The sequence below is a fragment of the Methylobacterium gregans genome, assembly GCF_022179245.1.
Lineage (GTDB): Bacteria > Pseudomonadota > Alphaproteobacteria > Rhizobiales > Beijerinckiaceae > Methylobacterium > Methylobacterium gregans.
The window spans coordinates 13,258-39,500 of the sequence record NZ_BPQM01000002.1 but is presented as its reverse complement, the minus strand read 5'-3'; the positions used below and the strand labels follow the sequence as shown (position 1 = coordinate 39,500).

Genomic DNA, 26,243 nt, shown 5'->3' with positions numbered 1-26,243 from the left:
CGATTGCGGGCGCGCGGCAAAATGCTACGGTCCGGCGCGCGCCGCCGGGATTCGGGCGCGGCGCGGGTGACGCAGAACAGCCGCGGAGCAGGTCATGGCGCGTTCGTCGAGGCTCCGGCGCCGATGGGCCCTGCTCGTGGGCGCCCTCGCTCTGGCGGCCCCCGTCCCCACACCGGCCTCGGCCCAGACCCCACCCGCACCGGCGGCCCGCCTCACGGCGAAGCCCGCCCCGAAGAAGAGCTTCGTGCGCGAGGATCTGGCCAGCGCCGGCGTGCGCCTGGAGGCCGCCCTCGCGGCCGAGGCCCGGGGCGGCGGGCGCAATCCCGCCCAGGCCCGGCGGGACGGCGAGGCCTTCGTGCAGGCGGGCCGCCCGGCCCAGGCGCTGCCGCTGCTGGCCGCCGCCCTCGTGGCCGAGCCCGCCGACCCGCAGAGCTGGCTCGCCTACGCCCGGGCCGCGGACGCTCTCGGCAACGACGAGCAGGCCGGCCCCTACAGCGAGCGCTACCGCCGCCGGCAGGCCGCGCTGGCGGCCGCCTACACGGCCTATCTGCGCGCGGGCACGCCGCAGGCGGAGGCGCGGGCGCTGGCCTTCCTGGGCGAGGCGCAGGGACGGCAATCCGCCTGGCGGCCGGCGCTCGAGGCCTACCGGGCGAGCCTCGCGCTCGACGACCAAGCCAATGTGCGCGAGACCTACGAGGAAGTGCGGGCCGAGCACGGCTTCCGCATCCTCGACTACAAGGTCGATTCGGACGCCGCCGCGCCCCGCGCCTGCTTCACCTTCTCGGAGGCGCTCGCGCCCAAGACCGACTTCGCGCCCTTCGTCGCCGTGGCCGGCGCGGCGAACGCCGCTGTGACGGCTGAAGCGCAGCAGGTCTGCGTCGACGGGCTGAAGCACGGCAGCCGCTACAGCATCGTGCTGCGCCAGGGCCTGCCCTCCGCGGTCGGCGAGAGCCTCTTGAAGGCCGCCGATTACGAGATCTACGTGCGCGACCGTGCCCCCCAGGCGCGCTTCACCGGTCGCAACTACGTCCTGCCGCGCACCGGCCAGGCCGGCGTGCCGCTGCTCTCGGTCAACGCGCCGAAGCTTGAGGTCGAGGTCCTGCGCATCGGCGACCGCGGCCTCTTGCCCGCGCTCCGCTCCGAGGAGTTCCTGAGCCAGCTCAGCGGTGCCAGCGCCCAGGCCATCGCCGAGCAGAAGGGCATCCGCGTCTGGAAGGGTGAATTGGAGACGGCGAAGGCCGAGCTGAACCAGGAGGCGGTGACCGCCTTCCCGGTGCTCCAAGCGGTCGGCCGGCTGGAGCCCGGCCTCTACATCATGCAGGCGCGGCCCGCCGGCACGGGCACCGAGGACGGGGACTACGAGCAGCGCGCCACCCAGTGGTTCGTGGTCTCGGATCTGGGGCTCACCGCCTTTAAGGGCCGCGACGGCGTCCACGTCTTCCTGCGCTCGCTGGCCTCGGCGGATGCGGTGGCGGACGCCGAGATCCGGCTCATTGCCCGCAACAACGAGGTGCTGGCGACCCGGCGCACCGACCGGCGCGGCTACGCCGCCTTCGATCCGGGCCTCGCCCGTGGGGAGGGCGGGATCGCGCCGGGCCTCGTGGTGGCTCAGGTCGGCGACGATTACGGCTTCCTCGACCTCAACCTCTCGGCCTTCGACCTCACCGACCGCGGCGTGAAGGGCCGCGCCGATGCGGGGGCCGTCGAGGCCTACGTCTTCCCGGAGCGCGGGGTCTACCGCTCGGGCGAGACGGTGCAGATCACCGCGCTCTTGCGCGACGCGCAGGGCGCCGCGATCCCGAACCTGCCGCTGACCCTCGTGGTCAAGCGGCCGGACGGCGTCGAGTACCGCCGAGTCCAGGTGGCCGACCAGGGGCTCGGCGGCCGGGCACTGTCCCTGCCGCTGCTCTCGGGCGCCCAGCACGGCACGTGGCGCATCGCGGCCTACACCGACCCGAAGGCGCCGGCGGTCGGCGAGGCGAGCTTCCTCTTGGAGGATTACGTCCCCGAGCGCCTCGAAGTCGATCTGAAGCCGGCGCACCCCGCCCTCCGGCGCGACGAGCCCGCCGAGATCGCGGTCGCGGCGCGCTACCTCTACGGCGCCCCGGGCGCGGGACTGGAGGTCTCGGGCAGCGTCGCGGTGCTGGCGGCGCAGGGCAGCGGCATCCCGGGCCTCGACGGCTTCTCGGTCGGCCTCGACGACGAGCCCTTCGAGGCGGTGAGCCAGGAGATCGAGGCGCGCGCCACAACGGACGCGGCCGGCCGCACGAGCCTGACGGTGCCGATCCCGGCGGCGGCGAGCCCGCGCCCGCTGGAGGCGAAGGTGACGCTGGCGGTCGGCGAGCCCGGCGGCCGGGCGCTCTCGCGCAGCCTCACCCTGCCGATCCTGCCGCCCGAGCCGGTGCTGGCGATCCGCAAGGGATTCCGGGAACTGGCCGAGGGCACGCCCGCCACCTTCGACGTGGTGATGGCGGCCCCCGACGGGCGGCGCCTCGCGCAGGACGGCGTCGCCTGGACCCTGTCGCGGATCGACCGGACCTATCAATGGTACCGGGCGGACGGGCGCTGGTCCTTCGAGCCGGTGAAGCAGGTGCGCCGCCTCGCGAACGGGACCCTGAACCTCAGGGCCGACGAACCCGCGAAGGTCTCGGCGCCCGTCGGCTTCGGCACCTACCGGCTGGAGGCGAGCGTGGTCGGCCGGCCGGGGGCGACGGCGAGCGTCACTTTCCAGGTCGGCTGGAGCGGCTCCGAGACCGCGGACGTGCCGGACCTCCTCGACCTCACCATCGATAAGGGCGCCTACGCTGCTGGCGACACCCTGCGGGCCCGCCTGAACCCGCGGTTCCGCGGCCGGGCGACGCTGGCGGTCGTCGGCGACCGGGTGCAGGAGGTCCTGGACGTCGCGGTGCCGGAGGGCGGCACCACCGTCGAAATTCCGGTGAAGGCGGCCTGGGGCTCGGGTGCCTATCTGGTCGCCACCGCCTACCGGCCGCTCGATCAGGCCGCCAAGCGCCTGCCGGGCCGGGCGCTCGGGCTGGCCTGGTTCTCGGTCGACCGGGCCGCGCGCGCGCTCGACGTCTCCCTCGACGCCCCGCAAAAGATCCGGCCGCGGCAGGACCTCACCCTGCCGGTGCGGCTCGCCGGGCTGAAGGCCGGCGAGGCGGCGCGCATCACCGTCGCGATGGTCGATGTCGGCATCCTCAACCTCACCCGCTACGAGGCGCCGGACCCGACGCGCCACTTCTTCGGCCAGAAGGCGCTGGGCCCCGAGATCCGCGACGTCTACGGCTACCTGATCGACGGGATGCAGGGCACGCAGGGCGCGATCCGCTCCGGCGGCGACGGGGCCGGCGGGGAACTCGCCGACGCGCCCCCGACCCAGGCGCCGCTGGCGCTCTATTCGGGCGTCGTCGCGGTGGGGGCGGACGGCACCGCCCGGGTGACCTTGCCCGTGCCCGCCTTCAACGGCACCGCCCGCGTGATGGTGACCGCCTGGAGCGCCGGCCGCACCGGCCAGGCCCAGGCCGACGTGATCGTGCGCGACCCCGTGGTGCTCACCGGCACCCTGCCGCGCTTCCTCAACGTCGGCGACCGCTCGCGCATCTTCGTGGCTTTGGACAATGTCGAGGGCGCGGGCGGCGACTACACGGTCGATCTCGACCTCGCCGGCCCGGTCCTCGTTGGCGCCGAGGCGGTGCACAGCGCGCTGCGCCTGGAGGCCGGCGCCAAGGGCCAGCTCGTCCTGCCGCTCACCGCGGCCGGCCCCGGCCTGGCGCGCCTCGACCTCACGCTCTCGGGGCCGGGCCTGCCCGGCGGCGTCGGCCAGAGCTTCGCGCTCAACGTCGGCCCCGGCACCGGGCCGATGCTGCGCCGGAGCGTGCAGAATCTGGCGCCGGGCGCCGCTCTCACTCTCTCGCCGGACCTGCTCGCCGACATCCTGCCCGGCACCGGCACGGTCTCGGTCGCGGCGTCCGCACTGCCGGGCCTCGACGTCCCGGCGCTCCTCCAGGCGCTCGACCGCTACCCCTACGGCTGCTCCGAGCAGGTGGTCAGCCGGGCGATGCCGCTCCTCTACGTCAACAAGCTCGCGGCCCTCGACAAGCTGGCGCTCGACGACACGCTGGACGAGCGGGTGCGCGACGCGATCGACCGGGTGCTGGCCCGCCAGGATTCGAGCGGCAGCTTCGGCCTCTGGTCGGCGCAGGGGTCGAACGACCTCTGGCTCGACGCCTACGTCACCGACTTCCTGACCCGGGCCCGCGAGCGCGGCTTCGCGGTGCCGCAGACGGCCTTCACCCTGGCGCTCGATCGCCTGCGCAACGCGGTCGCCAACACCACGGAGGTGCGCGACGGCGGCGCCGACCTCGCCTACGCGGCCTACGTGCTGGCCCGCAACGGCCGCCCTGTGATGGGCGACCTGCGCTACCTCGCCGACACCAAGATCGGTGAGTTCGCGACGCCCTTGGGCCGCGCCCAGATCGCCGCCGCGCTGGCGCTGCTGGGCGACCGGACGCGGGCCGGCAAGGCGCTCGACTCGGCGCTCGGCGCGCTGCGCGCGGCCCGCGACGGGCGGGACTACCGGGCCGATTACGGCTCGCGCCTGCGCGACGGGGCGGGGCTGATCACGCTGGCGGCCGAGACCGGCCTAGCCCGCGACGCGCTTCCCCCCGTCGCCGCGGTGATCAGTGAGGAGCGGGCGCAGGGGCGCACCACCAGCACGCAGGAGAATGCCTGGATGGTGCTGGCCGCCGCCGGCCTCACGAAGGAGGCGGAGGCCCTGTCCTTCACGGTCGACGGCGCGGCCCAGACCGGGCCACTCGCCCGCAGCTTCCGCGGGGCGGCCCTGGAGGCGCGCCCGGTCAGCGTGGTGAACACCGGACAAGCCCCCGTTCAGGTGGCCCTCGGCATCAACGGCAACCCGCTGGCGCCCGAGCCCGCCGAGTCGCGCGGCTACAGCGTGGAGCGGACCTACCACCGCCTCGACGGCTCGGTGGTCGATCCGGCCCGCGGCATCCGCCAGAACGACCGGCTCGTCGTTGTGCTGAAGGTGACGGAGGCCAAGGCCAGCGCCGCCCGCCTGCTGCTGGTCGACCGCCTGCCCGCCGGGCTGGAGATCGACAACCCGAAGCTCCTCGACGCCGACGCGCTCACCGGCCTCAGCTTCGCGAAGAGTGACGTCGCGCCGGTCCACACCGAGTTCCGCGACGACCGCTTCGTGGCGGCCTACGACCGCACGCCGGAGCAATCCGCCTTCTTCACCGTGGCCTACACGGTGCGCGCGGTCTCGCCGGGGCGCTACCTGCATCCGGGCGCGCTGGTGGAGGACATGTACCGCCCCGACCGCTACGGCCGCACCGGTTTCGGCACGGTCGAGGTCGGGGCCGCGAAGTAGGGCAGGGGGAGGCGAGGGAGGACGATGCCCGAGCCGACGGATCTCCCTCCCCCCTCTGCGGGGGAGGGTACCCTGCGAAGCAGGGGGGGAGAGGGGAGCGACGCTGCAGGATCGAGCTGTGCCCGGCATGAAGGCGGCGCCCTCTCCGGTCGCTGGGGTCCCCTCTCCCGGCCCCTGCTGACGCAGGGGCCACCCTCCCCCGCAGAGGGGGGAGGGAGGGTGTGGCGTGTCCTCGCCCTCGCGGCCGTGCCGCTTGCCGCCGCCCTCTGGGCCGCCTGGCCTGCTCCCCTGCCGCCGCTCGACCTCGCCCCGGCCAACCTGCGCTCCACCATCGTCACCGACCGCGTGGGCCAGCTCCTGCGCCCCTTCGCCACCGCGGACGGGCGCTGGCGCCTGCCGGTCGCCGTGGAGGGCGTCGATCCCCGCTTCCTCGCGATACTCAAGGCCTACGAGGACCGGCGCTTCGCCGAGCACGCGGGCGTCGATCCGGCCGCCCTGGCCCGGGCGGGCTGGCAGTGGCTGCGGCATGGGCGCATCGTCTCGGGCGGATCGACCCTGTCGATGCAGGTCGCCCGCCTTGTCGAGCCGCGGCCCGAGCGCTCGCTGGCGGCGAAGCTCCGCCAGATCCGTCGCGCCCGTGAACTGGAGACGACCCTCGGCAAGACCGGCGTGCTCGACGCCTATCTGGCGCTCGCGCCCTATGGCGGGCCGGTCGAGGGCGTGCGCGCCGCCGCGCTCGCCTATCTCGGCCGCGAGCCGGCCCGGCTCTCCACGGCGGAGGCGGCGCTCCTCGTCGCCCTGCCGCAGGCCCCCGAGGCGCGCCGGCCCGACCGCCACCCCGAGCGCGCCCGCCGCGCCCGCGATCGGGTGCTCGACATCGCCGCCGCCCGCGGCGTGATCACCCCGGCCGAGGCGCGGGCGGCCAAGGCCGAGCCGGTGCCGAGCGAGCGCCGCCCCTTCCCGATGCGCGCCGCCCACGCGGCCGAGGCGGCTTTGGCGGCCGATCCGGCGAGCCCGGTGATCCGGCTCAGCCTCGACGGCCGGCTGCAGGCGAGCCTGGAGGCGCTCGCCGCCGAGCGTGCGGCGGCCGCGGGCCCCGGCCTGTCGGCGGCGATCCTCGTGCTCGACAACCGCACCGGCGCGGTGCTGGCCCAGGTCGGCAGCCCCGGCTACCTCGACGCCTCCCGGCGCGGCGCGATCGACATGACGCTGGCCGTGCGCTCGCCGGGCTCGGCGCTGAAGCCCTTCATCTACGCGCTCGCCTTCGAGAACGGCCTCGCCCATCCCGAGACTCTGCTGGAGGACCGGCCCGCGCGCTTCGCCGCGACCTACGCGCCGGAGAATTTCGACCTCACCTACCAGGGCACGGTGACGGCGCGGCGCGCGCTTCAGCTCTCGCTGAACGTGCCGGCGGTCGAGCTGCTGGAGGCGGTGGGGCCCGCCCGCTTCATCGCCCGCCTGCGGGCGGGCGGCGCGAGCCTCGTCCTGCCGCGGGAGACCGCGCCCGGCCTGCCCGTGGCGCTCGGCGGGCTCGGCATCACCCTCACCGACCTCGCCCGGCTCTATGCCGGCCTCGCCCGCGGCGGCGCAGTGCCGGAGATCGTCCGGCGGGCCGGCGTGGACGCGCCCGAAGCCGAGCGGCGCATCGCCGAGCCGGTGGCCGCCTGGTACGTCGCCGACACCCTGCGCGGCGCGCCCCCGCCCGAGAACGCGCTGCCGAACCGCATCGCCTACAAGACCGGCACCTCGTTCGGCTACCGCGACGCCTGGGCGATCGGCTTCGACCGGCGGATCACCGTCGCGGTCTGGCTTGGGCGGGCGGACGGCGCGGCGGTGCCCGGGCTCGTCGGACGGAGCGTGGCGGCACCGGTCCTGTTCGATGCCTTCAGCCGCTACGGCGGCGAGCCGGAGCCGGTGGCCCGGCCGCCGGGCACGCTGAGCGCCAGCAGCGCCGCCCTGCCGCCGCCGCTGCGGCACCTGCGCGCCGACGTCCCGCGCGGTCCCGGTCAGGCCGCCGCGCCGCTCCGGATCGCCTACCCGCCGGACGGCTCGCGCATCGATGTCGGCCACGGCGAGGCCGCGCCCGCCGGCCTCGCTCTCAAGGCGCTCGGCGGGGTGCCGCCGCTGACCTGGATGGTGAACAGCCTGCCCGTCGAGGTGAGCGCCCGGCGCCAGTCCGCCTGGGTGCCGGACGGCAGCGGCTTCGTCCGGATCTCGGTCATCGATGCGGCCGGCGGCAGCGACAGCGTCGTCGTCCGCCTCGAGTAACCGGCACCCTCTGCGGCCGGACGACGCAGCCAGGCGAACCCAGAGGTGCGTTTACGGCTCGCTAACCCGTGCGGCGATACGGACTGGGCGTGAGGTCCCCGATGGCATGGAAGGTGGGTGCCGCGCTCACGGCGGCTCTGACGATGGGCATCGCGGGCTCGCTCCCGCAGGACCCGTCCCCGCAACGCGCCGCGTGGCGCGCGCAATACCGTGCGCCCGAGGCGATCCCGTTCCCCGAGAACAACCCCTACAGCCGGGCCAAGGCCGAGCTCGGGCGCCGGCTGTTCTTCGATTCCATCCTCTCGGGCGACCGCACGCGCTCCTGCGTGAGCTGCCACCAGCCCGATCTCGCCTGGACCGACGGGCGCCGCCGCGCCCTCGGCCGGGCGGGCGGCGATCTGGAGTTCCACACGCCGAGCCTCTTCAACCTCGCCTGGCAGGATGGCCGGTTCGGCTGGGACGGCAAGTTCCGCGATCTCGAGGCCGTCGCCTTCGGGCCGATCAGCGCGCCCAACAACATGAACCTCGGCGCGGAGGAGGCCGTGGCCCGCCTCGCGGCCGATCCCGACTACGCCGCCGCCTTCGCGGGCGCCTTCCCGGAGCCCGGCCCGGCGGTGACGCGCGAGCGGATCGAGGCGGCGCTCGCCACCTTCGAGCGGTTGATCGTCTCCGCACCCGCACCCTTCGACCGTTGGATCGCGGGCGACGAGCGCGCGATCACAGAGGCGGCCAAGCGCGGCTTCGACCTGTTCAACGGGCGAGCGAACTGTGCGGCCTGCCACAGCGGCTGGAGCTTCAGCGATGGATCCTTCCACGATGTCGGCGTCGGCCGCGGCGACGACATCGGCCGCGGGCGGTTCGTGCCGACCTCCCAGGCGCTGCGATACGCCTTCAAGACGCCGGGCCTGCGCGAGATGCGCGGGCGGGCGGCCTTCATGCACGACGGTTCGCTCGACAGCCTCGCGATGGTGATCGACCTCTACGACCGCGGCGGCATCGACCGCCCGAGCCGCTCCCGCGAGATCCGCCCGCTGAACCTCAGCGCCGCCGAGAAGGCCGACCTTCTGGCTTTCCTCAACACGCTGAACGCCGACACGACGCTGTCGGTCGCCGTCGCGGACCTTCCGGCCGACGCGCCGAAGCCCTGACCGGTCTCACCGGAACAGCGGCAGGCAGGATCCGAGCAGCGCCAGACCCGAGATCAGGAACAGGCCGCCGCAGGTCTCGCAGGTCGCGGCCCTGAGACCCGCCCGGGGGGCGAGCGCGGCCAGCGTCGCACCGAGGCCGAGGCTCGCGAGACTTGCAAGACCGATCATTCCGGACCTCCTCCGTGCAACCTGTGCCGCGATGCCCAGGCGCAGGCTCGCGGGAACTCTCTCCAACAAGGCCTGAGGGAAGTCTTACGTTCACGCGCGGGCGGCGGGGGCTGTGGACAAGATCCATCCGTCCGAGAGGCCGGCATTCCGGCTTCTTCACGCAACTCACAGCGTTAACTGTTTCCCTAAGGAGGCGTTAACACCACCTTGGCGATCAAGATGAACCGTCCGTAAATAGGCCCGTCAGCTTTCGACGGACTTACCTTTTTCCGAGGCCATCATGCGCTCGCCCAAGGGGAACGGGTTTCGTTTCGGTCTCGCCTCGGCTCTCGCTCTGCCCCTTGTTCCGCTCGCGACGGAGGCCAGCGCCCACGTGAAGTGGTTCTGCGCCTTCGACGTCGCCGGTCAGCCCCGCGGCCTCGAGCAGGTGCTGTGCGCCGATTTCGAGTGGCTCGTCGCGCTCTCGGTGCTCTGCCTGATGTTCGGCTGCCTCGCCGAGGGCACGCCGCTCGGCACCGCCCTCCTCAACGCCTTCGACCGGGTGACCTCCCGGGTCCGGGCCGACACGGAGACCCTGGTCCGGGCGACGCTGGGCTTCTTCTTCGTCTCCCTCTGGTCGCTCGGCGGCGTCATCCTGACGCCGGAGCTGAAGACCGATGCGGCCTGGATCCCGTGGTTGCAGCTCGGCCTCGCCACCTTGCTGATCTGGCGGCAGACCATGGCGCTGACCGGCCTCGGCATCGTCTTCCTGTTCGGCTACGCGACCTGGAATTACGGCGTCTTCCATCTCGCCGATTATCCGGTCTTCCTCGGGGTCGCCGCCTACCTCGTCCTCACCGGCACCGGCCGCACCCTGTTCGGCATCCGCCCTCTCGACGTGGTGCGCTACGCCGCCGCCGTCACGCTGATGTGGGCCTCGGTCGAGAAGTGGGCCTATCCGGACTGGACCGCGCCGCTCATCGCCGCCAAGCCGCAGATGACCATGGGCGCCTCGCCGGAGCTGTTCATGAAGGCCGCAGGCGTCATCGAGTTCACCCTGGCCTTCGCCTTGATCTGGACGCCGCTGGTGCGCCGGATGAGCGCCGTGATCCTGGCGGCGGTCTTCGTCTCGGCGGTGTTCGAGTTCGGCAAGATCGACGCGATCGGGCATTCCGGCATCATCGTGGTTCTGCTCGGCATCGCCGCCGACGATGCCCGCAGCCCCGTCCGGGTCCGCGACGCGGTGCTGGCCCCGGCCTGGTACGGGGCGGCGCTCGCGGGCTTCCTCGCCCTCTACTATGTGGGCCACGCCCTCCTGTTCGGGGCGCCGGCCGGGCTCGCCGGGGTGCCGGTGATCTGACGATGGTCCGAGAGGCCGCTGCGGCCCCATGGTCTCCGGAGCGCTCTCAGCGCCCGGCGAACATCGGGCCGAACACGTCGGTGATCCCGCTGATGGTGATCTGGGTCCCGACGCAGAGGAGCAGGAAGGCGAAGAGGCGCCCGAGCACCCGGGCGCCCACGGGCCCGATCAGGCGCACCACCCGGTCGGCCGAGGCGTAGAGCAGGGCGGCCGTGAGCGCCACGCAGAGCGCGGCGGCCGAGACCGCGAGGTAGAAGCCGAGCCGGTCCGCCACCGGCCCGGGCCGGTTCGAGCCCAGCGTGATCGCCACTGCGATCGTGCCGGGACCGGTGGTGAAGGGCAGGGTCAGCGGGAAGAAGGCGATCTCGGCGAGCGCGTCGCGGCTGCGCACCGCCTCCTTGGGGCCGACCTCGCCCGTCACCTCCGCCTGCTTGCGGGCCTCCCGCGCCTCCGGCCGGTTGAGCAGGCCCCAGGCGGAGGCCGCCACGACGAGGCCCCCCGCGATCCGCAGCGCGCCGAGCGAGACGCCGAAGAAGTTCAGGATCGGCGCCCCTGCCCAGAGGGCTGCCAGCATGACGAGGGCGGCGTAGACCCCGATCCGCCGCGCCAGCTCGACGCGCTCGGCGTGGCTGTTGGCCGCCGTGACCTGCGCGAAGATCAGCGCGCCGCCGACCGGGTTGACGATCGAGAACAGGCTGGAGAGCGCGAACAGGAAGCTCTGGACGGCCGATTCGATGCTCATCGCTGCGCGCGCTCTCCGGTGATGCGGGCGCCTATAGCATCCCGGACCGGGTGCGGATCGGGCGGCCCTGCAGGTCGCAGTTTCCGGCCGGGCGGGGGCGTGCTAGCTAACGCCTCACGATCCCTTCATGCGCCGGCCCTCAAGCCGCGCGACCGGCCAGCTTTTCGCGTCTCCGTCGCATCCTCCCGCGAGGATCCCGATCACTCCAGCGAAGCGCCGGACAGGCCCGAGCCTCGATCACATCCGATGACGCAAACCGCCATTCCGAGCGTCCCGGCAGACCCCAAAGCCGCGGACCAGCCTGCCCCTGCGCCCGGCTCTCGCCCGGTGCCGGGCGAGAGCCGGGCGCCGGAGGCCGGCCCTGCCGAGACCCTGACGACCGCCGCGGGCGCCGTCGACGGCGAGGGCGGCCACCGGCCCGCCGGCTTCTGGGGCCTCGTCGTCGGCTCGGTCGGCGTCGTCTACGGCGATATCGGCACGAGCCCGCTCTACGCCTTCCGCGAGGCGCTCGTGCCCTCCCGCGCCGACAACATCCTGCTGCCCGACGAGGTGCTGGGCACCGCCTCGCTGATCCTCTGGGCGCTCTTCCTGATCGTCACGGTCAAGTACGTCGCCATCCTGCTGCGCATGGACAACAACGGCGAGGGCGGCATCCTCTCGCTGATGGCGCTCGCCCGCAAGGCACTCGGCGGCTCGCGCATCGTGCTGACGCTGGGCCTGCTCGGCGCCGCCCTGTTCTACGGCGACGCGGTGATCACGCCGGCGATCTCCGTGCTCTCGGCGGTGGAGGGCCTGAAGCTCGTCACCCCGGCCTTCGAGCATTACGTCCTGCCGATTACGGTGGTGATCATCGTGGCCCTGTTCCTCGTCCAGAGCCGGGGTACCGGCAAGGTCGCGGCCTTCTTCGGGCCCGTGATGGTGGTGTGGTTCCTGGCGCTGGCGGCGGCCGCCCTGCCGCACGTGATCCGCAACCCCGTGGTCTTCGCGGCCTTCAACCCGTGGTACGCGGTGCACTACCTGCTCGGCCACGGCAGCGGGGCGCTGGTCGCGCTCGGCGCCGTCTTCCTGGCGGTAACCGGCGCCGAGGCGCTCTTCGCCGATCTCGGTCATTTCGGGCGGAAGCCCATCCAGTTCGCCTGGATCGGCCTCGTCTTCCCCGCGCTCGCCCTGAACTACTTGGGCCAGACGGCGCTGGTGCTCGAGAAGCCCGACACCTCCGACCCGTTCTACCAGCTCGTGCCCGAATGGGGCCTGCTGCCGATGGTCATCCTGGCAACCCTCGCCACCGTCACGGCGAGCCAGGCGGTGATCACCGGTGCCTTCTCGCTCTCGCGCCAGGCGATCCAGCTCGGCCTGCTGCCGCGCATGGAGATCCGCCACACCTCCGAGTCGCATTCGGGCCAGATCTACCTGCCGCAGATCAACACCCTGCTGCTGCTGGGCGTGGTGGCGCTGGCGGTGGTGTTCCGCACCTCCTCGTCGCTCGCCTCCGCCTACGGCATCGCGGTCACCGGCACGATGCTGCTCACCGCCACCATGACCTACCTGGTGATGTGGCGGATGTGGCGCTGGTCGCCCTGGCTGTCGGCCGCGGTGATGCTGCCCTTCATCGTGATCGAGTTCCTGTTCCTGCTCTCGAACCTGTTCAAGGTCGTCGAGGGCGGCTACGTGCCCCTGATCCTGGCGGGCGGCCTGATCGTGCTGATGTGGACCTGGGTGCGGGGCGTCACGATCCTGTTCAACAAGACCCGCAAGACCGACGTGCCGATCCAGGAACTCGTCGGCATGCTGGAAAAGAGCCCGCCGCACCACGTCCGCGGCACCGCGGTCTTCCTGACGAGCGATCCCGAGATCGCTCCGGCGGCGCTGCTGCACAACCTGAAGCACAACAAGGTGCTGCACGAGAAGAACGTCGTGCTCACCGTGGAGACGGTCGACACGCCGCGCTCGAACGAGGCGGACAAAGTCCGGATCGAGCCGATCGGGCCGCACTTCTTCAAGGTGGTGATGAAGTTCGGCTACATGGAGACGCCGAACATCCCCAAGACCCTGACCCTCCTGCGCCGCCAGGGCTTCAAGTTCGACATCATGGCGACGTCGTTCTTCCTGTCGCGCCGCTCGATCCGCCCGGCGGCCCATTCCGGCATGCCCCTCTGGCAGGACCGGATCTTCATCACGCTGGCCAAGAACGCCAACGACGCCACGGACTTCTTCCAGATCCCGACGGGGCGCGTGGTCGAGGTCGGCACGCAGGTGACGGTCTAGGCCGCGCGCTTGGCCCTCCCCCTCCGCGGGGGAGGGCGGGTTACGAGCTCAGGACCGCGCCGCCCGGGCTCGCGGGCCCTCGCCCGCATCCACCGCCACGCGGCACGCCTCGCTGAGGCTGGCCCGCTGGGCGCGCAGGCAGGTCCTGATCGCGCCGACATTCGGGATGGCGGAGGCGCACAGGCGCATCACATCGGGCGTGCAGGCGGCGCGCTGCGCCTCGCTCGGCTCGGCGAGCGCCGGGCCGGCGGCCAGGAGGGAGAGCAGGGTGAGGGCGCCGAATGCCTTCATGGTTAGGGAGCTTTCCGTTCGCGATGCAGGGTTCGCCGTCCCGCGGCGCCGCAGGATGCGTGGGAGAGGATGATCGATTGCTTGCCGAGCCGAGGGACGGGGCGGGATTCCTGTTGATGCCGCGCCGGTCTCCAATGGCCGAGCTTGCGTTTCCGGATAAACGCGGTCGCCCCGGTGCGGGTTGCCTCCGATGCGCGGTCGCGTGCACGCTTCCGGGCTCGGCATGGCGTGTGCGCAACGGCACATACCATGTCCCACACGCCGGGCTGACGCCGCAAAGGGCTACCCGCCTGCGTTGCACCGCGGTGAGGGGCTGCCCTAAAACTCTTCTTATTCTGACTTGAGGGCGCGGCGGGGGCTCGTGGCCGAGGCGGCGCCCGTGCCGCGGACTCGGCTTCGGCGCGGATCCGCGCGGCGGGGCAGGACCCCGTTCGCATCGCGCCGGTTGGATCGAGTGAGCGCCGCCCTCGCGGCGGAGCCGTCAGCGGGCCCGTGCATGGCGGGCGAGAAGGACGAAGCGATGATCAAACTCACCGTGAACGGGGCGCCGCGAAGCTTCGACGGCGATCCCGACATGCCGCTCCTCTGGTATCTCCGCGACGAGCTCGGCCTCGTCGGCAGCAAGTTCGGCTGCGGCGCGGCTCTCTGCGGCGCCTGCACGATCCATCTCGGCGGCACCGCCGCCCGCTCCTGCGTCACGCCGGTCTCGGCGGCGGAGGGCCAGGAGGTCGTCACGATCGAGGGGCTCTCGCCCGACGGCAACCACCCGGTCCAGGCCGCGTGGCGCGACCTCAACGTCGCCCAGTGCGGCTACTGCCAGTGCGGCCAGATCATGCAGGCCGCCGCCCTCCTCAAGGACACGCCGAAGCCCTCGGATCAGCAGATCGACGAGGCGATGAGCGGCAACATCTGCCGCTGCGGCACCTACCCGCGCATCCGTGCGGCGATCCATCAGGCCGCCGGTCAGGCGCCCGCCAACAAGGGAGAGCGCCTGTGATCCACGATCTCAAGACGATGGCCGAGAGTGCCACCAAGGGCGCCGGCGAGACGCCCGCCGCCCCGATCCTCGCCAATGCCAGCCGCCGCGCCGTGCTCGGCGGCCTCGGTGCCCTCGTGCTCGCCCTCACGCTGCGCGACGAGGCCCGGGCCGAGGACAAGGCCGAGCCGAAGAAGTTCGGCGCCGACGCCATGCCGCACGGCTGGCGCGACGACCCCAAGATCTTCGTGGCGATCGCGCGTGACGGCACCGTCACGGTGACGAACCACCGCTCCGACATGGGACAGGGCGTGCGCACCTCGGTCGCCCTCGTGGTGGCCGACGAGCTCGAGGCCGACTGGTCGAAGGTGCGGGTCACTCAGGCCTACGGCGACGAGGAGCGCTTCGGCAACCAGGACACCGACGGCTCGCGCTCGCTGCGCCACTTCTTCCCGCATTTCCGCCACGCGGGCGCCGCCGCGCGTCTGATGCTGGTCCAGGCCGCCGCCAAGCAGTGGGGCGTGCCGGAGGGCGAGGTCAGGGCCGAGAACCACCAGCTCGTCCACGCCAAGTCGGGCCGCAAGCTCGGCTACGGCGAGGTGGCGGAGGCCGCGGCCGGCCTGCCGGTCCCGGCCCGCGAGAGCGTCAAGCTGAAGGACCCGAAGGCCTTCCGCTACATCGGCACCGGCAAGATCGGGCTGATCGACAACCACGACATCACCACCGGCAAGGCGGTCTACGGGGCCGACATCAAGCTCGACGGGATGCTCTACGCGGTGATCGCCCGCCCGCCGGTCTACGGCGGCAAGGTGAAGAGCGTGGACGATGCGGAGACCCTGAAGGTCGCGGGCGTCGTCAAGACCGTGCGGATCGAGGGCGGCGAGATCCCCTCCGAGTTCATGCCGCTCGGCGGCGTCGCGGTGATCGCGAAGAACACCTGGGCGGCCATGAAGGGCCGCGAGGCGCTCAAGATCACCTGGGACGACGGCCCGAACGCCACCTACGACACCGATGCCTTCCGCAAGGAGCTGGAGGCCGCCGCCCGCCAGCCCGGCAAGGTGGTGCGCAACCAGGGCGACGTGGACGGGGCGATGGCCAAGGCCAAGTCGCGGCACGAGGCCGAGTACTTCGTGCCCCACCTCGCCCAGGCGCCGATGGAGCCCCCGGCCGCGGTCGCGCGGGTGAAGGACGGGCAGTGCGAGGCCTGGGCCTGCACGCAGGGGCCGCAGGCGGCCCATGACCGTCTGATGAAGCGGCTCAACCTGCCCGCCGACAAGGTCAAGGTGAACGTGACGCTGCTCGGCGGCGGCTTCGGCCGCAAGTCGAAGCCCGACTACGTGGTCGAGGCGGCGCTCTGCTCCCAGGCCGTCGACGGAGCCCCGGTCAAGCTGACCTGGACGCGCGAGGACGACCTGCACCACGGCTACTACCACACGATCTCCGTGGAGCGGATCGAGGCGGGGCTCGACGAGAAGGGCATGCCGGTGGCGTGGCTCCACCGCTCCGTCGCGCCGACCATCGGCTCGATCTTCGCCCCCGACCCGAAGCACGAGCTGCCCTTCGAGCTCGGCATGGGGCTCGTCAACAACCCGCTCAACATCAAGAACATCCGCCTGGAGAACCCGGCGGCGCCCGCCCATGTCCGCATCGGCTGGTTCCGCTCGGTCTCGAACATCCCGCACGCCTTCGCGATCCAGTCCTTCGTGGCCGAGCTCGCCCACAAGGCGGGCCGCGACCCGAAGGAGTACCTGCTCGAGCTGATCGGACCGGCCCGGAAGATCGACCCGGTCGAGATCGGCGACGTCTGGAACTACGGCGAGGATCCGCGCCGCTATCCGATCGAGACCGGGCGCCTGCGCCGGGTGATCGAGGCGGTGGCGGACGGGGCCAAGTGGGGCCGCAAGCTGGACAAGGGCCGCGGTCTCGGCATCGCGGGCCACTACAGCTTCGTCACCTACACGGCGGCGGCGGCCGAGGTGGAGGTCGATGCCAAGGGCGAGGTGAAGGTCAACGCCATCGACATCGCGGTCGATTGCGGGCCCCAGGTGAACCCGGAGCGCATCCGCTCGCAGATGGAGGGCGCGGTGATCATGGGGATGGGCCTCGCGCTCACCTCCGAGATCACCTTCAAGGACGGTCGCGCGCAGCAGAACAACTTCGACGGCTACGAGATCGTCCGGATCGACGCCGCCCCGAAGGAGGTCCGCGTGCACCTCATCCCGTCCGCCGGCTACGACGGCCCGCTCGGCGGCGTCGGCGAGCCGGGGGTGCCCCCGATCGCGCCGGCCATCGCCAACGCGGTCTTCGCGGCGACCGGCCGGCGCGTGCGCCAGCTGCCGATCCGCGCCCAGGCCACCAGCGCCTGATCGGGGACCTGCAAGGCAGTCCGGAACGTTGATGGGCCGCGGGATCCTTCGATCCCGCGGCCCCTTTGTTTTTCGTCTCCAAGAGGATTGTTCGGGATGAAGCGTAACGCGTGGCTCGCGGCGGCCCTGGCCTGCACCCTCTGCGCCCCGGCGCTCGCCTCGCCCTGCTCGCAGCGGATCGACGCCCTGTCGAAGCAGGTGAAGGGCGAGGCGACCGAGGCGATCTCGGCCTCCACCAGCGGCAAGGAGACGGCGGCGCGGCGCGAGGGCGAGGGCGTCACCGGCACGGCCGGCGCCAGCGACCCGCGCTCGGCGCCGGCCGACAAGGCGGCCCAGGCCGGTAAGGGCGCGGACGCCGCCCAGCAGGCCAAGGTCGCCCTCGACGAGGCCCGCACCGCCGATTCGAAGGGCGATGCCAAGGGCTGCGAGGCGGCGGTCGCGCGGGCCGAGCAGCAGCTGAAGGCGGCGCCCTGACGGCGCCTGCGGTGCGCCCGCTCAGGGGCGGCGCGCGGGCTCCAGCCAGCTGATCTCCAGCACGAACTTCTGGCGCAGCGCCCGCGCGAAGTCGCCGTAGCCCCGCGCCGCCAGCAGGAAGCTGCCCGGGCCGCCGACGACGTGGGCCCGGTACCAGCCGTCCAGGGTGGTCTCCTGGCCCTGTCCGGGACCCGCGGGGCGCAGGCCGTAGCCCGGTGCCCGGAAGGCGCCCGCGCCCACCACGTCGTTCTCTCCCGGCACCAGGATCGGCAGGCCGTTGATCGTGGCGCCGGCGGACAGCAGCGCGTCGCGCGCGGCGTCGAGGGCGTCCGGCTCGGTGCAGTTGTCGATGCCGTCGCCCGAGACGTCGACCACCACCCGGTCGGCGGGCAGCGGCAGGGCCGGGAGCACCTGCGCCGTCACGCTGCGCATCATCTGCCCGACGCAGGTGAACTCGCCCGCCTGCCGCGGCACGGCGCGCACCTGCGCGGCGGTCGCCGCGGCCTCGGCCCGCGAGGCGATCCTGCGCCAGCCGAGCGCGAGCTGTGCCCGGTCCGCCCAGGTCACCAGGGCGAACAGGATGCCGCCGGGATTGCCCGTGATGGCCGAGACCACGGCTGGATCTTCAAGCGCCCCGGCGATGCCCTCCATCTGCAACCGGAACCGTTCCGCATCGACCGATTGCGAGACGTCCACCGAGACGACGAGCGCCGTGGCGACGGTCTCTTCCGCGGCCCGGGCCGGCGCCAGGGACGCCAGCAGCGCGAGGACGCCCACGCCCAGGCGCCTCACCGTGGGGCGCTTCACCATCCGGGTCATCCTCGGGCCCACCCTTCCCGCGCCGTCGCGTACGGCCGGTTTCGGCCCCGCCGCCACGCCTATCATGGACGGGCCGATCGGGCGCTGCACGAAACAGAGCGTGGCCGCGACGCAATCCTGCGGAAAAGGAGGGCGCCTAAACCCCGTCCCAACGACGAGCCCGGGCACCGGGACGAGACGAGGGGACGAGAACGATGCGCGACCTGTTGAAGATCCTCGCCGCCGGCGGCCTGCTGACGGTCTACGCGCTCGCGGCGCCGGCGCTGATCGGGGAACTCACCGACGCGCCCCGGCGGACCGGGGCGCCGATGGTCGCGGAGGCGCCCGAGCCGTTCCTGCCGGCCGGTGCGCCGCGCGCCGCGGTCCCTGTGGCGGGACCGGCCTGAGAAGGGGGTGCGTGGCGGGGCGGGCGGACCGCTCGCCCCAGGATCAAGCCTCGGGAACAGGGGTCGGGCCGCGCCGTGGTCCCGCCTCGATGTACGCCCGACCGGCTGCGCCGCGGGATCCGGCGGCGTCTAGGCGTTGACGGCGAGCGCGTGCTCGTTGCCGTTGAGACCGGCGCAGAGGTCGTCAACCTCGGCAAGGTCGAGAGCCTCGCCCGTGTGGCTGGCGATGGCGTCGATGAGGTGGTCCTGGCGCGGATCGAAGGGATGCCCCTGCATCCGGTAGAACTGGTAGTAGCGCAGGGCTGCCAGAACGGTATCGCGCTCGCGGGCGGTTACGGTGAAGTTCTGCATGGGTTTTCTCATCCCCCTGTGGCTTCAACGAAGGCCTGGGCGCGACCGCGACGACTCGCCCAAGCTCGACGGTTGTAACCCCCGCGACACAAACCGGTCCATGTCTTGACAGTTGGCCGACCCATGATTCGGGCTGAAAAAGCGCATCGTGCGCAAGTCAGTGGCGCGGTAGAGCAAGCAAGGTGCATGTTCTATCAAGCATCTAGCTGCCGATTACCCCTATAGTTCTAGTTCCGCCAGGAAGGCCGGAACGGTCTCGCTCGCCAAGCCGTAGCGCGCCGCGTCGAAGGCGTCGGCGTTGTCGGAGGGGTCGAGGTTCAGCTCGCAGGTCGGGATGCCGCGCGCCCGCGCGTGGCCGACATAGCCGGCTGCCGGGTAGACCGCACCGGAGGTTCCGACGGCCACGAACAGGTCGGCCCGCGCCAGCGCCGCCTCGATCCGGTCGAGGTGCTTCGGCATCTCGCCGAACCAGACCACGTCGGGCCGCAGGGCCGCCGCGCCGCAATGCGGGCAGGCATCGGCGCGCAGGATGTCGGTGCGCCGCTCCGAGACCGACCCGCAGGCGGTGCAGCGCGCCTTCATCAACTCGCCGTGCATGTGCACCACCTCCGCCGAGCCCGCGCGCTCGTGCAGGTCGTCCACGTTCTGTGTGCAGAGGAACAGGCTGCCGCCTCGCGCCGCCAGGGCCTGGGCGCCGCGGGCGAGGGCCCGGTGGGCGGCGTTCGGCTCGGCCGCGCGCGCGTCGCGGCGGCGATGGTTGTAGAAGTCGAGCACGAGATCCGGGTCGGCCGCGAAGGCCTCGGGTGTGGCAAGCCTCATCGGGTCGAAGCGGCTCCACAGGCCGCCGCGGTCCCGGAACGTGCCGAGCCCGCTCTCGGCCGAGATCCCGGCTCCGGTGAGGATGAAGATCCGTCGCGCCTGTCCGATCATGTCCGGCAGCTATAGCATGGCGGCCGACCCACAAGGCGCCGCGGCGCCGCGGCCCGATCGAGTCTCGCCCGCATGAACGTTCTCGGCCGCCTGTTCGTGGCAAGCCTCGCCCTGCTCCTCGCGATCCCGGCCGGCGCGGGCATCCTCGTCCTCGCGCTGGTGCTCGACCCGGTGGCGGGCACGTGGATCACCGCGGGCGCGCTGGCCGGCCTCGAAGGGGCGCTCGCGGACCTCTCCGCCGGCCTGCCCCCGGAAGGGCTGGCGCTGCTGCTGGCGGGCCTCGCCCGGGTCCTGTTCTGGCTCCTCGTCGTGCCGCCGGTCCTCGTCGCGGTGATCGGCGAGATCCTGCGCCTGCGCGGCCTCGCCTGGTACGGGCTCGGCTGTGGGCTGCTCACCGCTGCCCTGCCCTGGCTCGGCCGGGGCGCCGTCCGGCCCGGCAGCGCGCCGCTCGCCGAGGCGCGGCTGACCGCGATCCTGTTCCTCGCGGGCGCCGGTGCCGGCCTCGTCTACTGGCTGATCGCGGGCCGGCATGCCGGGCCGGACGAGCCCCGCCGGGGCTGAGCGGGGCCCGCGCGCTCCCGGTGCGAGCGTGACGGTTCCGTGTCGTTGCGCACGCCTTGGCCGCGACGTGGGGATGCCGTGTCCCCCGGCGGCCGTCCAACCTTGACGGGAGCCCGCTGGACGGCGCCCGGCAAGGGGGACACGATGACCGGATCCGGCTCGAACCTGCGCGGCGGCGCGCGGGCGGCGCTCCTCGCTTGGTCCATCGCTTGGCCCGTCGCCTGGCTCGCCGCGGCGGGCGGCCCCGCGCTCGCCGCCTCGGCGGCCCAGCCGGGCCAGACGGTCGGCCTGCCGGTCGGCGCACAGCTTCCCGTGGGCCTCTACGTCGTCAACCTGTCGAGCTTCGGCGTCCGCGGGACCCGGCCGCGCGATTCCGCGACCAACGTCAACCTGCCGACCTTCGCCTGGGCGACACCCTGGACCGTCGCGGGTGCGCGGCTGCAGTTCTTCTTCACGCAGCCTGTCGCGGCCGCGAGCGCGCAGGGCGCGCCCTATCAGAGCGGTATCGGCCAGCCGCTGCTCGCTGCCCAGCTCGCCTGGGACCTCGGGGGCGATCTCGGCGTCAGTTACCTGTTCGGCGGCTACCTGCCGATCGAGACCCGCTTCCTGACGCAGTCGGCCTCGCTCAGCCATCGCTTCGCGGCGAGCTACACCGGCAACGACTGGAACCTGACCGCGAACCTCCTCTACGGCGTCTTCCTCGACACCCGCTCGCCCCTCGGCACCCTCTATCCGGACTACCTCAACCTCGATCTCACGGCGACGCGGAAGTTCGGCCGGTGGCAGGTCGGCGCGGTCGCCTTCGGCTCGACCGATCTGCCGACCGGCGTGGCGCGCTACCGGCCGCAAGGCCAGATCGCGGTGGGCGGCCTCGTCGGCTACAATTTCGGGCCCGTGAACCTCCAGGCCTACGTCACGCACGATGTGGTCGAGCGCAACTACGGCGGCCGCGAGATCCGCGGCTGGCTGCGCGTCATCGTGCCCCTCTACCAGGACAAGGGTGAGGTCGAGCCGAACCGCACCCTCGTGACGCGCCGGCAGGCGGAGTAGCGTGCCCTCGCCCTCGGCCGGCCGCTCGGATCCGGTGCGGCCGCACGGTTTCATCGAACAGCGTCCCGATCTACACCCGCTGCGGGCCGCAGAGCGGGCGCGCGTCCGATCTCGGCCGGTTCCCCGGCCAGAGCGCGGCCGACGTCGACACCCCCGCCAACCCGGTCCGCACGGCGTCGCAGGCCGACACCGTGCAGGTGCGCGCCCGCGTATGGCGGGCTTCCTGCGGCGGGATTTCTGAGGTCGATCCGGGAGGGGCGTGATGGACGAGGGACAGGGAAGCGGACCGGATCGCGCAGCGATCCGCGCCCATTACGGCGCGCCCACCCCGCGCTCGCAGGTCAAGCAGCTCGACCGGATCGACGGGCACGCCCGCGCCTTCATCGCGCTCTCGCCCTTCTGCGTCGTCGCCTCCGCGGACGCGCAAGGGCGCTGCGACGCCACCCCCCGTGGGGATGCGCCGGGCTTCGTCGCCGTCCCGGACGCGCGCACGCTCCTCCTCCCGGACCGTCCCGGGAACCGCCGGGTCGACACGATGCTGAACGTGGCCGAGAACCCCGCGATCGGCCTGCTGTTCTTCGTGCCCGGCCTTCAGGAGACCCTGCGGGTCAACGGACGGGCGGAGATCGTCACCGATCCGGATGTGCTCGCCCTCCTCTCGGCGCAGGGGAAGATGCCCTGCGCCGCGCTGCGGGTGCGCGTGGAGGAGGCGTTCTTCCACTGCGGCAAGGCCGTGATCCGCTCGGATCTCTGGACGCGCGGGGCAGGCCCGCGGCCGGACTTCCCGACGCTCGGGCAGATCTTCGCCGACCAGATCGCCGGGACGGACGCCGCCGAGAACGACCGCTCGATCGAGGACGGCTACCGCAACAGGCTGTACTGACCGAGGATCGCTCCGGGGCTTTCCTCAGGCCGGCGCGAGGCGGGTGCCGTACCAGTCGTCGACCCGACCGCCGTAGCCCGGATCCGCGAAGGCGTCCTCGCCGGGCCCGTGGCTCGGGGCGCCCGCGAGCGCGCCCGGGTCGATATCGACCACGTAGCCGCCGAACTCGGTGCTGTAGGTCAGCGCCCGCCAGGGCAGGGGATGGTGGTTCTCGCCGAGGCCGAGGAAGCCGCCGAAGGCCAGCACCGCGTAGGCGACCTGGCCCGACACCTTGTCGACCATGAAGTTGTGCACCGTGCCGAGATGCTCGCCGCGCCGGTCGTAGACGTCGGTGCCCTCGACCTTGTTCGAGGCGATCAGGCGTGCGGTCTCGTCGATCGCCACCGGCTCGGCGGTGGGATCGAGCTCCATCGATCCGGGCTTCCTGATGGCGCGCTCGTTCGGCAGGTCCGTGGGCATAGGGGCATCCGCGAGGTGGGTGTTCCGGTCCTCCGATGGGGCGGACCGGGGGGTAAGCGCGCGAGCGGCGGGCGCGGTTCCGCTCCGCGGAGCGCTCTCGGATCACCCTGTCCGGCTCCTCCATCGCCACCACGGTGCCTGGGCGGCCGCCGCCTCCGGCGCCTGAGAGCCGCTTGCGCTGTGGATGAGCGGGATTCCACTGCAGCTTTCCCCTTGGAACGCCGGCCGCACGGCTTAGTTGTTGCTGCTATGCTGCCCCGGCTGTGGTCCCATCGTCCGGGTCCGCGGCCCGTGAAGCGGAGGAATTCCATGGCGACCAAGACGACGGACAAGGCGAAGAAGGCGGCGCCCGAGGCTGGCAAGGCCGCCCCGAAGGCGACCAAGGCCGAGGCCGGCGCCAAGCCGAACGCCCTGCAGCAGCCCCTGAAGCCGTCGGCCGAGCTCGGCGCCATCGTCGGCACCGATCCGCTCCCGCGCGGCGAGGTGGTCAGCAAGGTGTGGGACTACATCAAGAAGCACAACCTCCAGAACCCGGAGAATAAGCGCGAGATCGTTGCCGACGACAAGCTCAAGAAGGTCTTCGGTAAGGACAAGTGCACGATGTTCGAGATGAACAAGCATCTCGCCGCACACCTCAAGTCCTGAATCTGATCCGCGAACGATCGATCGTTCGCGGGACCGTTCCGGGCGGCCGCCACCGCGGTCGCGCTCGGACGGCGATGCCGGCCGCTTCCTAGGTCCGGCCTGCGACCGGAGCCCCTGAGGCTGCCGGTCCTTCTTTTGCGCGGGGCGCGCCGCCGCTAGCGCTCGGGCCTGTGCCGCAGCACGCTGGTGACGATGCCGGCGAGCGCCAGCATCACGGCGCACCAGAGCGAGACGCCGATGGCCGCGTCCGCGCCGCGCCCATGCGTCAATCCGAACACCACCGCCACCAGGGCGGCCCCCAGCGACTGCCCGGTCAGGCGGGCGGTCGATTGCATGCCGCTGGCGCCGCCGCTGCGCTCCCGCGGGGCGGCCGTGATGATGACGCGGTTGTTCGGCGACTGGAACAGGCCGAAGCCGAGCCCGCAGAGCACGAGGCGCCAGACGATGTCGAGGGTGGCGGGCTCGGGCGGCAGCAGCGCCACGGCGGCGAGGCCCGCCGCCATCACGGCGAGACCGAGGCCGCCGAGCAGCCCCGGCGGGTAGCGGTCGGCCAGCCGCCCGGAGATCGGGGCCGCGATGGCGATGGCGAGCGGCCAGGGCGTCAGCAGGAAGCCGGCCTGCGTGCTCGAGAGGTGCAGCACGTCCTGGAAGTAGAAGGGCAGGGCGATGTAGGCGATGAGCTGCGCCGAGAAGGCCAGGATCGAGGAGGCCATCGACAGCGCGAAGGCCGGGATCCGCAGGAGATCGACCGGCAGGAGCGGCGCGGCGAGCCGCATCTGCCGGCGCACGAAGATGGTGCCGATGACGAGGGCGGCCGCGAGTTCGGCGAGCGCCTGGGGCCGCCGCGCCGGCTCGCCGAGTCCGTCGATGCCGACGATCAGCAGGCCGAAGGTCAGCGCGTTGAGGCCCGCGCTGATCCAATCGAAGCGTCGGCCGTTGCGGGGCGTCGCCGGCAGGGTGCGGGAGGCCACCGCCAGCGCCAGCAGCCCGACCGGGATGTTGACGAGGAACAGCCAGGGCCACGAGGCGACCGAGAGGAGTGCGGCCGCGACCGTCGGCCCGGCCGCGGAGGCCACCGCCACCACCAGGGCGACGTTGCCGACGCCGCGCCCGATCATCCGGTGCGGGTAGACGAAGCGCACCAGCGCGATGTTCACGCTCATCACCCCGGCCGCCCCGAGCCCCTGCGCGATCCGGCCGAGCACCAGGAGGTCGAGGCTGGGAGCCAGCGCACAGGCAAGCGAGGCCGCGACGAAGACCGCGAGTCCCCCGAGATAGACCCGCCTGTATCCGAGGATGTCGCCGAGCGAGGCCAGCGGCAGCAGCGCGGCGGTCACGGCAATCTGGTAGGCGTTGACCACGAAGATCGCGTCGCCGGCCGAGACCGAGAGGTCGCGCGCCATCACCGGCAGCGCCACGTTGACGATGGCGCCGTCGAGCACCGCCATCGTCATGGCGAGCGCGATCGCCAGCATGGCGAGCAGCCGCTCGCGCACCGGCAGCCCGTCCTGAGCGCCGCCCGGAGACCCGCTCACTGCCTGCCCGGCCGACTCGGCCATCCTGCCCGCGCTCCGTGATGGGGGTGATCGTTTCCCTGTCGCCGACAGGGGGCCTCCCGTCGAGGCGGGAGATGTGCCCTATGTCACCCCGCGCGCGAGGCGACGGGTGCCGTGTCGCCGGGCGCAGACCGAACCGGAGCCGACATGCGCCGTCCCCCCTTGTTCCCCGCCCTCTGCGTCGCCCTCGCTCTGGCCCTGCCAGCCGCCGCGCAGGCCCCCGAGCCGCTCGGCATCGCGCTCGAGGGCTTCGCCTACCCGTATCCGGTCTCGTATCTGCCGCTGACCCGCGACGGCGAGGCGCAGCGCCTCGCCTACATGGACGTGGCCCCGCAGGGCACGCCGAACGGCCGCACGGTCCTGCTCCTGCACGGGCGCAATTTCCCGTCGAGCTACTGGGCGCCGGTGATCGCGGCGCTCTCGGGCGCGGGCTACCGGGTGGTGGCGCCCGACCAGCTCGGCTTCGGCAAGTCCGCCAAGCCCGTCGGGCCCTTCACCTTCGACCGGATGGCCGCCGACACCGTGGCCCTCCTCGACGCGCTGGGTCTGCGCCGGGTCGACGTGGTGGCCCACTCGATGGGCGGGATGCTCGCCGTGCGGCTCGCCCGCAACGCGCCGGAGCGGGTCAACAGCCTCGTGCTGGAGGCGCCGATCGGGCTGGAGGATTACCGGTTCAGCGTGCCGCCGGTCGGTAACGACGTGCTGCTGAAGCGCGAGGGGGATCTTAGCGCCGCGGCCTACCGCCGGCAGCTCATGACGTCCTACGCGCTCTCCCTGCCAGAATCAGCGATCGAGCCCTTCGTGGAGATCCGCGAGCGGGTGAAGGGCTCGGGCGAGTATCCGCGCTGGCTGCAGTCCTTCGTGAACTCCTATCAGGCGATCTGGGGCCAGCCGGTGGTGCACGAGATCCCGCTGGTGCAGGCGCCGACCCTGTTCCTGCTGGGCGCCAACGACCACAACGCCCCCGGCAAGCCCTACGCCCCGCCGGAACTCGCCGCGAAGATGGGCCGCAACGCCGAGAACGCGCGGGCGCTCGCCGCCCGGATGCCGAACGGGCGGGCGGAGGTGTTCGACGGGATCGGCCACCTCGTCCACATGGAGGCCACCGACCGCTTCAATGCCCGGGTGCTGGACTTCCTCGACGGGCATTGAGGGGCGGGATCGGTGCGCCGGG

The 26,243-nt window shown here is 72.7% G+C and carries 22 protein-coding genes; 14 read left to right on the top strand and 8 right to left on the bottom strand.

Annotated elements, in window-relative coordinates; all coding sequences use genetic code 11:
* Positions 1-94 precede the first annotated feature (94 nt).
* From MFF54_RS00270 to MFF54_RS00260, 3 genes are all read left to right on the top strand, one after another.
* A complete protein-coding gene (locus MFF54_RS00270; protein WP_238300365.1) occupies positions 95-5,392 on the top strand; it encodes an alpha-2-macroglobulin family protein in 5,298 nt (1,765 codons plus the stop codon).
* A 24-nt stretch (positions 5,393-5,416) separates the two neighbouring features.
* Positions 5,417-7,660 carry a penicillin-binding protein 1C gene (pbpC, locus tag MFF54_RS00265; RefSeq protein WP_370880156.1) on the top strand — a complete coding sequence of 748 codons (2,244 nt, stop codon included), beginning with the start codon at positions 5,417-5,419 and terminating at the stop codon, positions 7,658-7,660.
* Positions 7,661-7,761: 101 nt separating this feature from the next.
* Positions 7,762-8,808 carry a cytochrome-c peroxidase gene (locus tag MFF54_RS00260; RefSeq protein WP_238300361.1) on the top strand — a complete coding sequence of 349 codons (1,047 nt, stop codon included), beginning with the start codon at positions 7,762-7,764 and terminating at the stop codon, positions 8,806-8,808.
* Positions 8,809-8,814: 6 nt separating this feature from the next.
* Here MFF54_RS00260 and MFF54_RS00255 read toward each other — a convergent pair whose 3' ends face one another.
* Positions 8,815-8,976, bottom strand: a complete 162-nt coding sequence (locus tag MFF54_RS00255; protein WP_204165278.1) for a hypothetical protein — start codon at positions 8,974-8,976, stop codon at positions 8,815-8,817.
* Positions 8,977-9,256: 280 nt separating this feature from the next.
* Between MFF54_RS00255 and MFF54_RS00250 the strand changes: the two genes are divergently transcribed.
* Entirely contained in the window at positions 9,257-10,315 is a 1,059-nt protein-coding gene (locus MFF54_RS00250; protein ID WP_238300359.1) for a hypothetical protein, read from the top strand.
* Positions 10,316-10,361: 46 nt separating this feature from the next.
* Here the strand turns inward: MFF54_RS00250 and MFF54_RS00245 are convergent, their stop codons facing one another.
* The gene (locus MFF54_RS00245) at positions 10,362-11,057 is read right to left on the bottom strand and encodes a MarC family protein (protein ID WP_238300357.1); all 696 of its coding nucleotides are present in this window, start codon (positions 11,055-11,057) and stop codon (positions 10,362-10,364) included.
* A gap of 246 nt (positions 11,058-11,303) precedes the next feature.
* Between MFF54_RS00245 and MFF54_RS00240 the strand changes: the two genes are divergently transcribed.
* The gene (locus MFF54_RS00240; protein ID WP_238300355.1) at positions 11,304-13,322 is read left to right on the top strand and encodes a potassium transporter Kup; all 2,019 of its coding nucleotides are present in this window, start codon (positions 11,304-11,306) and stop codon (positions 13,320-13,322) included.
* Between the two features lie 48 nt (positions 13,323-13,370).
* Here MFF54_RS00240 and MFF54_RS00235 read toward each other — a convergent pair whose 3' ends face one another.
* The gene (locus tag MFF54_RS00235; RefSeq protein WP_238300352.1) at positions 13,371-13,613 is read right to left on the bottom strand and encodes a hypothetical protein; all 243 of its coding nucleotides are present in this window, start codon (positions 13,611-13,613) and stop codon (positions 13,371-13,373) included.
* Between the two features lie 520 nt (positions 13,614-14,133).
* Between MFF54_RS00235 and MFF54_RS00230 the strand changes: the two genes are divergently transcribed.
* The 3 genes from MFF54_RS00230 to MFF54_RS00220 all read left to right on the top strand — a co-directional run bounded on the left by MFF54_RS00230 (position 14,134) and on the right by MFF54_RS00220 (position 17,429).
* The gene (locus tag MFF54_RS00230; protein ID WP_066919932.1) at positions 14,134-14,610 is read left to right on the top strand and encodes a (2Fe-2S)-binding protein; all 477 of its coding nucleotides are present in this window, start codon (positions 14,134-14,136) and stop codon (positions 14,608-14,610) included.
* Complete coding sequence (locus MFF54_RS00225; RefSeq protein WP_238300350.1) at positions 14,607-16,955, top strand: xanthine dehydrogenase family protein molybdopterin-binding subunit; 2,349 nt, start codon at positions 14,607-14,609, stop codon at positions 16,953-16,955. The genes MFF54_RS00230 and MFF54_RS00225 overlap by 4 nt, the downstream gene beginning before the upstream one ends.
* Before the next feature lie 96 nt (positions 16,956-17,051).
* Positions 17,052-17,429 (top strand): hypothetical protein, encoded by a 378-nt coding sequence (locus MFF54_RS00220; protein ID WP_238300348.1) that lies wholly within the window; start codon positions 17,052-17,054, stop codon positions 17,427-17,429.
* 21 nt (positions 17,430-17,450) lie between these two features.
* On the opposite strand, the gene MFF54_RS00215 is transcribed toward MFF54_RS00220, so the two are convergent.
* Positions 17,451-18,239, bottom strand: a complete 789-nt coding sequence (locus tag MFF54_RS00215) for a DUF1194 domain-containing protein (protein WP_238300346.1) — start codon at positions 18,237-18,239, stop codon at positions 17,451-17,453.
* Between the two features lie 203 nt (positions 18,240-18,442).
* Between MFF54_RS00215 and MFF54_RS00210 the strand changes: the two genes are divergently transcribed.
* Entirely contained in the window at positions 18,443-18,634 is a 192-nt protein-coding gene (locus tag MFF54_RS00210) for a hypothetical protein (protein WP_238300344.1), read from the top strand.
* A gap of 129 nt (positions 18,635-18,763) precedes the next feature.
* On the opposite strand, the gene MFF54_RS00205 is transcribed toward MFF54_RS00210, so the two are convergent.
* A complete protein-coding gene (locus MFF54_RS00205) occupies positions 18,764-18,985 on the bottom strand; it encodes a hypothetical protein (protein WP_238300342.1) in 222 nt (73 codons plus the stop codon).
* A gap of 219 nt (positions 18,986-19,204) precedes the next feature.
* Entirely contained in the window at positions 19,205-19,915 is a 711-nt protein-coding gene (locus MFF54_RS00200) for an NAD-dependent deacylase (RefSeq protein WP_238300340.1), read from the bottom strand.
* A gap of 72 nt (positions 19,916-19,987) precedes the next feature.
* Here MFF54_RS00200 and MFF54_RS00195 point away from each other — a divergent pair, with 72 nt between their 5' ends.
* The 3 genes from MFF54_RS00195 (at position 19,988) to MFF54_RS00185 (ending at position 22,409) form a co-directional block, all read left to right on the top strand.
* Positions 19,988-20,476, top strand: a complete 489-nt coding sequence (locus MFF54_RS00195) for a hypothetical protein (protein WP_238300338.1) — start codon at positions 19,988-19,990, stop codon at positions 20,474-20,476.
* Positions 20,477-20,620: 144 nt separating this feature from the next.
* A complete protein-coding gene (locus tag MFF54_RS00190) occupies positions 20,621-21,526 on the top strand; it encodes a transporter (RefSeq protein ID WP_238300336.1) in 906 nt (301 codons plus the stop codon).
* Between the two features lie 262 nt (positions 21,527-21,788).
* Entirely contained in the window at positions 21,789-22,409 is a 621-nt protein-coding gene (locus MFF54_RS00185) for a pyridoxamine 5'-phosphate oxidase family protein (RefSeq protein ID WP_238300334.1), read from the top strand.
* 24 nt (positions 22,410-22,433) lie between these two features.
* On the opposite strand, the gene MFF54_RS00180 is transcribed toward MFF54_RS00185, so the two are convergent.
* On the bottom strand, positions 22,434-22,868 hold the full coding sequence (locus MFF54_RS00180) for a PRC-barrel domain-containing protein (RefSeq protein ID WP_238300332.1): 435 nt from the start codon (positions 22,866-22,868) through the stop codon (positions 22,434-22,436).
* A gap of 309 nt (positions 22,869-23,177) precedes the next feature.
* Here MFF54_RS00180 and MFF54_RS00175 point away from each other — a divergent pair, with 309 nt between their 5' ends.
* The gene (locus MFF54_RS00175; RefSeq protein ID WP_238300330.1) at positions 23,178-23,513 is read left to right on the top strand and encodes an SWIB/MDM2 domain-containing protein; all 336 of its coding nucleotides are present in this window, start codon (positions 23,178-23,180) and stop codon (positions 23,511-23,513) included.
* 155 nt (positions 23,514-23,668) lie between these two features.
* Here the strand turns inward: MFF54_RS00175 and MFF54_RS00170 are convergent, their stop codons facing one another.
* Positions 23,669-25,072, bottom strand: a complete 1,404-nt coding sequence (locus MFF54_RS00170) for an MFS transporter (protein ID WP_238300328.1) — start codon at positions 25,070-25,072, stop codon at positions 23,669-23,671.
* A gap of 144 nt (positions 25,073-25,216) precedes the next feature.
* Here MFF54_RS00170 and MFF54_RS00165 point away from each other — a divergent pair, with 144 nt between their 5' ends.
* On the top strand, positions 25,217-26,221 hold the full coding sequence (locus MFF54_RS00165) for an alpha/beta fold hydrolase (RefSeq protein WP_283206233.1): 1,005 nt from the start codon (positions 25,217-25,219) through the stop codon (positions 26,219-26,221).
* Positions 26,222-26,243: the final 22 nt, after the last annotated feature.